We start from the raw sequence: 9062 nt of genomic DNA, 5'->3' as shown, positions 1-9062 counted from the left end.
CTTCCGCCCTCCATTGTCCTTCATCGAAAGGCGGCGAGGCGACAACTATCCTGACATGGAGGGCTCGGACAAAAAGTGACTCGCCGGCTACGCCGGCGAAACAGCAGCGCCTGCCAAGCACGACACCCCAATCCGGACCAAAGCTCGCGCTATCGCTCCAAAACGTTTGGAGCGTTTGCTGAATAATCAGCCCCACCAATCTTCCAGTACTTGCTTCCCATAAGTTGAATTGGGGTAAGCCTCTACTGTGTCCTATCGATTGTCCTATTGAGATAACAATAATACTGATATATCGTTCCGTCACGCCCGAGAAGGCGCGATTGCGACGAAGGGTGCCGTGGTATCAGTATTCTGCATGTTGATAATTCGATCAATGGAAGCGATTGTGGAATTTTATTGCGCTCATAGCGAAGCCAGCCAGAATGCGAAATCCTAACTCTCCGATGCCCCGTTATCACCGGATTTACCTGGTATTAAGGCAGAAAATCCTGACCGGAGTTTATGACGAGGTTGGGCTGCCGGTGGAGTTCAGCCTGATGGAAGAATATGGCGCGGCGCGGGTAACGATACGCCGCGCGCTGTCCGAGTTGTGTAACGAGGGCCTGATTTTCCGGCGGCGCGGGCAGGGCACTTTCGTCAATGTCGACCATGTCCGGGGCAGCGCTACCCCGCCGCGCATGTGCGGGCTGCTTGACAGCCTGCTGGAAGCGGTCGCCGATACCTCGGCGCGGGTGGTCGATTTCGGCATGCGACCCTGCCCGCCGCAGGTGCGCACGGCGCTGCGGCTGTCGGAGCAGGAGGAGGCGCTGCACGTGGCGCGCGTGCGCCTGCACCACGGCAAGCCGGTATCGCTGATCACTACCTGGTCGCCGCCGCATGTGGCGCCGCTGTTGAGCCCCGCCGCGCTGCAGCAGCAGCCGATGCTGGCGCTGATGGAGAACGGCGGCATCCGCATCGGCGAGGCCGAACAGGTGCTGTCCAGTTGCCTGGCGGACGCGCAGGCCGCGGTGCCGCTGGACGAACCGGTCGGCGCACCACTGCTGTCCGTCGTGCGCGTGGTGCGCGATATCGACGGCGATCCGGTCCAGTGGCTGCACGGCCTGTATCGCCCGCAGTGCTACGACTACCGCATGGCGCTAACGCGTGCCGGCGAAGACAAGGCGCGCATCTGGCTTGCGCGCGACTTGGCCGCCGCGGCGCGGTGAGCCCCAAGACAACAAGGAGGAGACCACTATGACGAAGACCTATCCGGCAAGACGCCAATTTCTTGGCCAGGCTGCGCTGCTTGGCGCCGGTGCCCTGGCGCCCCGGATCGGAAGGGCCCAGCCCAGGCCGGTGCGCATTGGCGTGCTGCATCCGGTCACCGGCGCACTGGCATTTTCCGGCACGCAATGCCGTGCCGGCGCGCTGCTGGCAATCGCCGACATCAACGCCGCTGGCGGCATCAAGTCGCTGGGCGGCGCCCGGCTGGAAGCCGTGCTGGGCGATGCCCAGTCGCAGCCGGAAATCGGTGCGGCCGAAGTCGAGAAAATGAACGAGGCCGGCGTCAGCGCGGTGGTCGGCGCCTATGCCAGCGCGATCTGCCTGGCCACCACGCAGGCGGCGGCGCGGCATGGCCTGGCGCATGTGGTCGACGTGGGCGTCGCCGACGCGATCGTCGAGCGCGGCCTGCCCAACACGTTCCGCTTCGGCCCCGGCTACAAGGTCGCGACCGAAACCGCGATGAGCAACCTGCGCACCCTTAACCAGCGCAGCGGCAACCGAGCGCGCACCGTGATGATCATCCACGAGGAATCGCTGTTCGGCAGCGGCACGGCGAAGCTGCTGGGCCAGCGTCTGCCGGAGTTCGGCTTCGAGGTCAGCGAGGTGGTCAGGCACGCCAACCCCACGCGCGACTTCAGCAATATCGCGCTGCGAATAAAGGCGGCCAACCCGGACATCGTCATCGCGGCCAACTACTACAACGAGTACGCCTTGCTGATGCGCACCATGCAGCAACAGAAGTTCCGCCCCAAGGCGATTTAGGGGCTTTCTTGCCGGCCCCTATGACCGCCGCGTGGCACTGGACGAAGTCGCCCAGATGATGGGTGGCCTGGCCTATATGACGGGCCTGCCGGGCAAGCCGATGCGCGCCGGCGCATCGGTGATCGACGTGGCCGGTGCGATGTTCGGCGTGATCGGCATCCTCGGTGCGCTGCAGGAACGGCAACGGACGGGGCGCGGGCAGCATGTGTGCAGCTCGCTGTTCGAGACCACGGCCTTCCTGATGGGCCAGCATATGGCGCAGCAGGCGGTGACGGGCACGCCGGCCCCGCCGATGACGGTGCGCCGTTCGGCGTGGGGCGTCTATGACATCTTCGAGACCAGGGAAGGCGACCCGGTCTTTGTCGGCATCGTCAGTGACACCCAGTGGCGCAAGTTCTGCGAAGCGTTTGCGCTGGCGGACTTTATCGGCGACCAGGGCCTGGACCGCAATGAGGGGCGGGTACGGCAGCGGCCGCGGGTGCTGGGCGCACTGAGGCCGATGTTCGGCCGGTTTGGCAAGCAGGAGTTGATGGCGAAGCTGGAGGCGTGCGGCCTGCCATTCGCGCCGATAGCCCGGCCCGAGGACCTGTTCGACGACCCGCACCTCAATGCGGGCGGCGGGCTGGTGCCGGTGACGCTGCCCTCCGGGCAGCAGGTGCGGCTGCCGGCGCTGCCGATCGCGATGGGCGGCCGGCGCTTCGACGTCTGGCGCGACCTGCCGCGCGCCGGCGAGCATTCGCGGGCAACGCTGCTGGAGGCCGGCCTGAGCGAGGAATCCATCGATACGCTGGAGGCGGAGCGGGCGATCGGAGCGCAGCGATGAACGCCATGCCGCACGGCCGCACCCTGTTTGACCAGCCGATCGCCGGCCTTGCCATCGATGCCGCGTTTATCGGCTCGTGCACCAACGGCCGGCTCTCGGACCTGCGCAGCGCGGCGCGCGTGCTGGCGGGGCGCAAGGTGGCGCCCGGCGTCAGGGCCATCTGCGTCCCCGGCTCCAGCAGCGTCAAGCGCGCCGCCGAGGCCGAAGGTCTGGACCGGATCTTCCTCGAGGCGGGCTTTGAATGGCGGGAGTCGGGCTGCTCGATGTGCTTCTATGCCGGCGGCGAGAGCTTCGGCCAGCGGCAGCGGGTGATCAGCAGCACCAACCGCAATTTTGAAAGCCGGCAAGGGCCGGAAACCCGCACCCACCTTGCCAGCCCGGCCACCGTCGCGGCATCGGCGGTGCTGGGCCGGATCGCCGATCCGCGGCGCCTGCCGGGAGACTGAGATGGAACCGTTCAACGTGCATTGCGGCATTGCCGCGCCGCTGCTGCGCATCAATATCGATACCGACGCGATCATCCCGTCGCGGGAGATGAAAGACGTGTCCAAGGCGGGCCTGGCCGACGGCCTGTTTGCCGGCTGGCGCTACCTGGCGGGCACGCGGCGCAGTCCCGATCCATCCTTCGTGCTGAACCAGCCGGCCTATGCGGGCGCATCGATCCTGCTGGCCGGGGGCAATTTCGGCTGTGGCTCATCGCGCGAGCATGCGGTATGGGCGCTGAAGGAGTACGGCATCCGCGCCATCGTCGCGCCCAGCTTCGGCGCCATCTTCCACAACAACTGCGTGCGCAACGGCGTGCTGCCGGTGGCGCTGCCGATGGAGGCGGTGCAGGGGCTGGCCGACGACTGCGCCCAGGCGCCACGCGAGCGCCAGGTGACGGTCGATCTCGACCAGCTGTACGTGGAGTCGCCTTCGGGCCAGCGCTACGGCTTCACGCTTGGCAGCGAGCAGCGGCAGATGCTGCGCGAAGGGCAGGACCCGATCGCGCTGACGCTGAAGCTGGCATCGCGCATCGATGCGTTCCAGGCCGCGGACAGGGTGCGCCGGCCGTGGATTTATTTCGATAGCCAGGAGTAGCGACGGGCGGGCGGGATTATCTGACGCCTTTGTCCGCCTGAATCCGTCACTCGAAGAAGGGTGGTGGTTCTTCCTTCTGATTGATCCAGGGAATTCGTAGCGGGCTTGCGCCGGCGGCGCAAAGCCTTGCTCACCGCGGTGAGCGGCTTTGTCACGTCCGTTGCCGGTGCCAATCCGCTTGAAGGGTGCAGTGGCAGTGGCTTTTCACAGGGAGTTCGGGGGGGGCGATGGCGATCTGCCAGAGGGCATCGGGGATCGATTCCACCGGCGCGCGCGCGGTGGCCGCGATCAATGGCGTACGCCCGTCGGCTGATGACAGCCAGTGCTGCGCGTGGGCCTGCGCCACAAGTTCTGAGGCAGCGGACAGGGCCGCGGGGCTTGCCCCGCGACCCGTTTCAGGTCAAGCGCTCCCGATACAGGCGGTAGTTCTCGTCGTCGAAGCAGACGAAGGTCACCTGCTCGATGCCAGGCGCCGCCGCCAGCGCGTCGCGCACGGCCTTGATGGCAATATCGGCTGCACGTTCCCGCGGAAAGCCGTAGATGCCGGTGCTGATATTGGGAAAGGCCAGCGTGCGCAGATGGTGCTCGGCGGCCAGCCGGATGCTGTTGCGGTAGGCGCTGGCCAGCTGTGCGTCTTCGTCCTTGCCGCCGCCATGCCAGACCGGGCCGACCGCGTGGATGACGTATGGCGCGGGCAGCAGCCCGCCGGTGGTGATCACCGCTTCGCCGGTGGGGCAGCCGCCCTGCGCGTCGCGGATGGCCTTGCATGCCGCCATGATCGCGGGTCCGCCGGCACCGTGGATGGCGCCGTCCACGCCGCCGCCGCCCAGCAGCCCGCTGTTGGCCGCGTTGACGACAGCATCGACCTCCATCCGGGTAATGTCGCCATGCACAACCTGCAAATGTTCACCAGTCATTCGCTGTCTCCCGCAGTGGATGAGTGCCCCGGGCCGGCCAAGGCCAGGCTGGCCTACATGGACGCCTCAAGCATACGCCGATAATCCTCCGCGCTGGCCTCTTTCGGATTGGTCTTGTGGCAGTGGTCGAGCAGGGCGCCCGCGATCACCTTGTCGAACATGGCCTCGGTCACGCCCATCTGGCGCAGGCCGGTGGGCAGTCCCAGCCGCGCGGTCATGTCGTGCACGGCCTGGGCGATGTCGGCGCCTTCCGGCAGGTGCATGGCGCGGCGCAGGCGCGCATAGCGGTCGTCGCGCACCACGGTCGGCGCGTCGGCATTGAAGCGCAGCACGGCGGGCATGACCACCGCGTTGAGCGTGCCATGGTGCAGGCCGGTCTTGCCGTCGATCTTCAGGCCGCCAAGCGGGTGCGACAGCGAATGCACGCAGCCCAGGCCCTTCTGGAACGCCATGGCCCCCTGCATGGAGGCGCTCATCATGTTGAGCCGCGCATCGCGGTCCTGGCCATCGCGGGTGGCGCGCTCGATATGCATCCAGCCTCGCTCCAGTCCGTCCAGCGCAATGCCGTCGGCGGGCGGGTTGAAGGCGGGGGCCAGGAAGGTCTCGATGCAATGGGCAATGGCGTCCATGCCGGTTGCGGCGGTCAGGCCAGCGGGCAGGCCCAGCGTGAGTTCGGGGTCGCAAATGGCCGACTTCGGCAGCAGGTGCCAGGAATGGAAGCCCAGCTTGCGCCCGTCGTCGAGGATGATGATGGCGCCGCGCGCCACCTCGCTGCCGGTGCCTGATGTAGTAGGCACGGCGATCAGCGGCGCGGCGCGCTCCGTGATCTTCGTGCTGCCGCCTTCGATGGTGGCGTAGGTTGTCAGCTCGCCCGGGTGCGTGGCGAGAATCGCGATGCCCTTGGCCAGGTCGATCGACGAGCCCCCGCCGACCGCGACCAGGCCGTCGCAGCCGGCGTCGCGGTATTGCTGCGCGGCCTTGCGCACCATGGCCTCGGTGGGGTTGGACGGGGTCTCGTCAAACACGGCCACCGGCAGGTCTTGCATCGCGTCGATCGCGCGCTGGGCCACGCCCGCCGCGACCACGCCCTTGTCCGTCACCAGCAGCGGCCGGCGGATGCCGATGCGCTCACATTCGGCCTTGAGCATGTTCACCGCGCCGAAATCAAGATGGATGTGGGTGAGATAGTAGATAAAGGCCATGGTTAGCTGTCTCCTGCGGCGATCCGCCGCGAATTTTGCTTTTTGGGAATCACTGGCAAAGCAGAACGGATAGGGCGATCATCGCCCAGAATTGCCTGCCGTGCTCATGCATGGGGGTTATCTCGTAATGCCCGCTTCCTGAAACACTGGCATGATACTGAAATCGAACGATCGTTCACAATTCGAACTTCTCCCGATGCCTGGGGAAGCCACGAACATTTCCGCGGATGCCGGCCAGGCGGCCGCCAGGGCTGTATCGAATCCAGTGTCTGCCATGTCCGCCGTACCGTCCGCATCGTCTGGGTCGTCCGACTCACCCGCCAGCCACGCTGTTCCCGGCATGCCGACGGTGCCGCTCGACCCGCAGGTGGCCGCGTTGCTGGATCTGATCGCGCGCGCCAAGCGGCCACCGATCCACGTGATGGACGTTGAGGACGCCAAGATCGCGTACGAGAAGAGCGCGCCCATCCTCGATATCTCGCCGCCAGCGGTGCACGCGGTGGAAGATCTCCATATCTGCGCGCGCGACGGCCATGGCATTCCAGTACGCCTGTATTCGCCGCGCGAGGCCAGTTGGGCCGAGCCGCTGCCATTGCTCGTGTATTTCCATGGCGGCGGATTCACCGTGGGCAGCGTGAATTCGCACGATGCGGTGTGCCGAATGCTGGCGTCGCGTGCCGATTGCATGGTGCTGTCCGTCGACTATCGCCTCGGACCGCAATGGCGCTTCCCGACCGCGGCCAATGATGCATTCGACGTGCTGCACTGGGTCTTCGAAGAGGCGGCCCGCCTCGGCGCGGACCCGCAGCGCATCGCGCTGGGCGGGGACAGCGCCGGCGGCACGCTGGCCACGGCCTGCGCGGTGCACGCGCGCGACGGCGGCCTGGCACCGGTGCTGCAATTGCTGATCTATCCGGGCACCTGCGCACGGCAGGACACGCCTTCGCACCGGGCTTTGGCAGAGGGCTACCTGCTGACCGCGGACATGATCCAGTGGTTCTTCTCGCACTACCTGGACCAGGAAACCAGCCGCGACGACTGGCGCTTTGCCCCGCTCGACGGCGCAGTCACTGGCGCCGATGTGCGCGGCTGCTGTCCCGCGTGGATCGCCGTGGCCGGCTACGACCCGCTGCATGACGAGGGCGTGGCCTATGCGGAGAAATTGCGCGCGGCCGGTGTGACTGTCACGCTGGCCGACTATGCCGGCATGATCCACGACTTCTTCAAGATGGGCCGCTTCGTGCCCGCCGTGGCGCAGGCGCATGCCGACGCCGTGGCGGCGCTCCGGGCCGCATTCGGCACCGGTCAATAACAAGCGTCGGGCCGCGGCACGCCGCACCCGATCCCGATAATTTTCAGCAGTGACTCGCAGCACAAGGAGACATCGTAAATGCAACGCCGCCAATTCATCGCCCGCGCCGGCCTCGCCGCCGCCACCGCCGCGCTTGGCTTCGCCGCCATGCCCGCGCAAGCGCAGGCAGAGAAATTCCCGCAACGTCCGATCCGCCTGGTCATCGGTTACACCGCAGGCGGCTCCACGGATATCCCGTTCCGCGTGCTGGCCGAAAACGCGTCGAAGATCCTCGGCCAGCCCGTCATCGTCGAGAACAAGCCGGGCGCCGGCGGCGTGCTGCCGGCCCAGATGATGCAATCGACCGCGCCTGACGGCTACACGCTCGCGCAGGTGGCCATGCCGGTCTATCGCCTGCCGTACACCACCAAGATCAACTGGGACCCGGTCAAGGACCTGAGCTATATCATCAACCTGGCCGGCTACTCGTTCGGGCTGGTCGTGCCGGCGGATTCGCCGATCAAGACCATGCAGGACTACATCGCCTACGCCAAGGCGAATCCCGGCAAGCTGACCTACGGTTCGCCGGGCACCATGACCACGCTGCACCTGACCATGGAAGAACTGGCGATGAAGCAGGGCGTGCAGTTCTCGCACATCCCGTACAAGGGCAACTCGGAATCGATGCAGGCGCTGCTGGGCGGCCATGTGATGTCGGTGGCCGACACGCCCGCGTGGGCGCCATACGTGGAATCGGGCAAGCTGCGCCTGCTGTCGACGTGGGGCGACAAGCGCTCGGCGCGCTTCCCGAACGTGCCGACGCTCAAGGAACTGGGCATGGGCATCGTGCAGACCTCGCCGTTCGGCCTGGTGGCGCCGAAGGGCACCGACCCGAAGATCGTGCAGAAGCTGCATGACGCGTTCAAGAAGGCCATGGAAATGCCGAACTACCGCGAATCGCTGGCCAAGTTCGACATGGAGCCGTACTACATGAGCAGCACCCAGTACGCCCAGTTCGCCGCCGATACGGTGAAGAAGGAAAAGGCCATCATCGAGAAGCTGGGCCTGGCCAAGACGCAGTAAATCCGCAGGCGTTTCCGTTTTCCTGCGCCACGGCTCAGGCCACCATCCCGCTGGCAACAGGCGGGTGGCGGCCTGATGCCATGTGGAACCCCGTTCGAAGGAGACAAGCCAGATGGCAAAAGAAGATTTCCGCCACAGCATGCCGCTGCGCGTGCGCTGGGCCGAAGTCGATCCGCAGTCGATCGTTTTCAATGCGCACTACCTGACCTATTGCGATATCTGCGTGACCGAGTACTGGCGCGATGCCGGCATCCGTTACCCGGAGGACGTGCTGCACGCACATGGCGTCGATATCTTCGTGGTCAAGTCAACGCTGGAGTATCACGCCTCGGCGCGCTTTGACGATGTGCTCGATATCCGCGGCCGCATGGCGCGGATGGGGCGGTCGAGCATGCTGTTCAGGGTGGAGATGTACCGCGGGGACGAGCACCTGATTACGGGTGAGATCGTCTATGTGTGCGCGGATCCGGAGTCGCGCAAATCGGCGCCGATTCCAGGGCCGGTGAGGGAGATTATCGAAGGGTATGAGGTGGTGAAGCCGGCGGCGTGAGCCGCCCATACTTCAAGTCCTGCTTGTTTGCTCCCTCTCCCGCGTTAGGGAGAGGGGCCAGTCCCCGCAAGAGAGGGCAGCAGCAGCGAAG

8 protein-coding genes and 2 pseudogenes are annotated in these 9062 nt (G+C 66.1%); 8 read left to right on the top strand and 2 right to left on the bottom strand.

Annotated elements, in window-relative coordinates:
- Window positions 1-443: 443 nt before the first annotated feature.
- From AC3FNH_RS29555 to leuD, 5 genes and pseudogenes are all read left to right on the top strand, one after another.
- Window positions 444-1205, top strand: a complete 762-nt coding sequence (locus tag AC3FNH_RS29555) for a GntR family transcriptional regulator (protein ID WP_488722592.1) — start codon at window positions 444-446, stop codon at window positions 1203-1205.
- A gap of 28 nt (window positions 1206-1233) precedes the next feature.
- Window positions 1234-2022: pseudogene (locus tag AC3FNH_RS29550) on the top strand (ABC transporter substrate-binding protein); the annotation flags it as partial.
- 16 nt (window positions 2023-2038) lie between these two features.
- A pseudogene (locus AC3FNH_RS29545) lies at window positions 2039-2848 on the top strand (CaiB/BaiF CoA transferase family protein); the annotation flags it as partial.
- Window positions 2845-3294 (top strand): aconitase family protein, encoded by a 450-nt coding sequence (locus tag AC3FNH_RS29540; RefSeq protein WP_488722591.1) that lies wholly within the window; start codon window positions 2845-2847, stop codon window positions 3292-3294. The pseudogene AC3FNH_RS29545 and the gene AC3FNH_RS29540, both read left to right, overlap by 4 nt.
- 1 nt (window position 3295) lies before the next feature.
- Window positions 3296-3928 carry a 3-isopropylmalate dehydratase small subunit gene (leuD, locus tag AC3FNH_RS29535; protein ID WP_488722590.1) on the top strand — a complete coding sequence of 211 codons (633 nt, stop codon included), beginning with the start codon at window positions 3296-3298 and terminating at the stop codon, window positions 3926-3928.
- Between the two features lie 395 nt (window positions 3929-4323).
- Here leuD and AC3FNH_RS29530 read toward each other — a convergent pair whose 3' ends face one another.
- Together AC3FNH_RS29530 and AC3FNH_RS29525 are read right to left on the bottom strand one after the other, a co-directional pair.
- Window positions 4324-4845: an O-acetyl-ADP-ribose deacetylase gene (locus tag AC3FNH_RS29530; RefSeq protein ID WP_488722589.1), complete on the bottom strand. Its 522-nt coding sequence runs from the start codon at window positions 4843-4845 to the stop codon at window positions 4324-4326.
- A gap of 53 nt (window positions 4846-4898) precedes the next feature.
- Window positions 4899-6047 (bottom strand): iron-containing alcohol dehydrogenase, encoded by a 1149-nt coding sequence (locus AC3FNH_RS29525; RefSeq protein ID WP_488722588.1) that lies wholly within the window; start codon window positions 6045-6047, stop codon window positions 4899-4901.
- Window positions 6048-6387: 340 nt separating this feature from the next.
- Between AC3FNH_RS29525 and AC3FNH_RS29520 the strand changes: the two genes are divergently transcribed.
- From AC3FNH_RS29520 to AC3FNH_RS29510, 3 genes are all read left to right on the top strand, one after another.
- Window positions 6388-7359, top strand: coding sequence for an alpha/beta hydrolase (locus tag AC3FNH_RS29520; RefSeq protein WP_488722595.1), 972 nt, complete (start codon window positions 6388-6390; stop codon window positions 7357-7359).
- A gap of 78 nt (window positions 7360-7437) precedes the next feature.
- Window positions 7438-8421: a tripartite tricarboxylate transporter substrate binding protein gene (locus AC3FNH_RS29515; protein ID WP_276097526.1), complete on the top strand. Its 984-nt coding sequence runs from the start codon at window positions 7438-7440 to the stop codon at window positions 8419-8421.
- 112 nt (window positions 8422-8533) lie between these two features.
- A complete protein-coding gene (locus AC3FNH_RS29510) occupies window positions 8534-8971 on the top strand; it encodes a YbgC/FadM family acyl-CoA thioesterase (RefSeq protein ID WP_276097525.1) in 438 nt (145 codons plus the stop codon).
- Window positions 8972-9062: the final 91 nt, after the last annotated feature.

This window comes from Cupriavidus sp. 22TCCZM01-5 (assembly GCF_057798915.1).
Note: the sequence above shows the minus strand (reverse complement) of the source record. Positions and strands in the feature narration are given on the sequence as shown.

What these genes read in the sequence shown, in the direction of transcription:
- AC3FNH_RS29555 (WP_488722592.1), top strand. Translation starts at nt 444, where the DNA reads ATGCCCCGTTATCACCGGATTTACCTGGTATTAAGGCAGAAAATCCTG.
- AC3FNH_RS29540 (WP_488722591.1), top strand. Translation starts at nt 2,845, where the DNA reads ATGAACGCCATGCCGCACGGCCGCACCCTGTTTGACCAGCCGATCGCC.
- leuD (WP_488722590.1), top strand. Translation starts at nt 3,296, where the DNA reads ATGGAACCGTTCAACGTGCATTGCGGCATTGCCGCGCCGCTGCTGCGC.
- AC3FNH_RS29530 (WP_488722589.1), bottom strand. Translation starts at nt 4,845, where the DNA reads ATGACTGGTGAACATTTGCAGGTTGTGCATGGCGACATTACCCGGATG.
- AC3FNH_RS29525 (WP_488722588.1), bottom strand. Translation starts at nt 6,047, where the DNA reads ATGGCCTTTATCTACTATCTCACCCACATCCATCTTGATTTCGGCGCG.
- AC3FNH_RS29520 (WP_488722595.1), top strand. Translation starts at nt 6,388, where the DNA reads ATGCCGACGGTGCCGCTCGACCCGCAGGTGGCCGCGTTGCTGGATCTG.
- AC3FNH_RS29515 (WP_276097526.1), top strand. Translation starts at nt 7,438, where the DNA reads ATGCAACGCCGCCAATTCATCGCCCGCGCCGGCCTCGCCGCCGCCACC.
- AC3FNH_RS29510 (WP_276097525.1), top strand. Translation starts at nt 8,534, where the DNA reads ATGGCAAAAGAAGATTTCCGCCACAGCATGCCGCTGCGCGTGCGCTGG.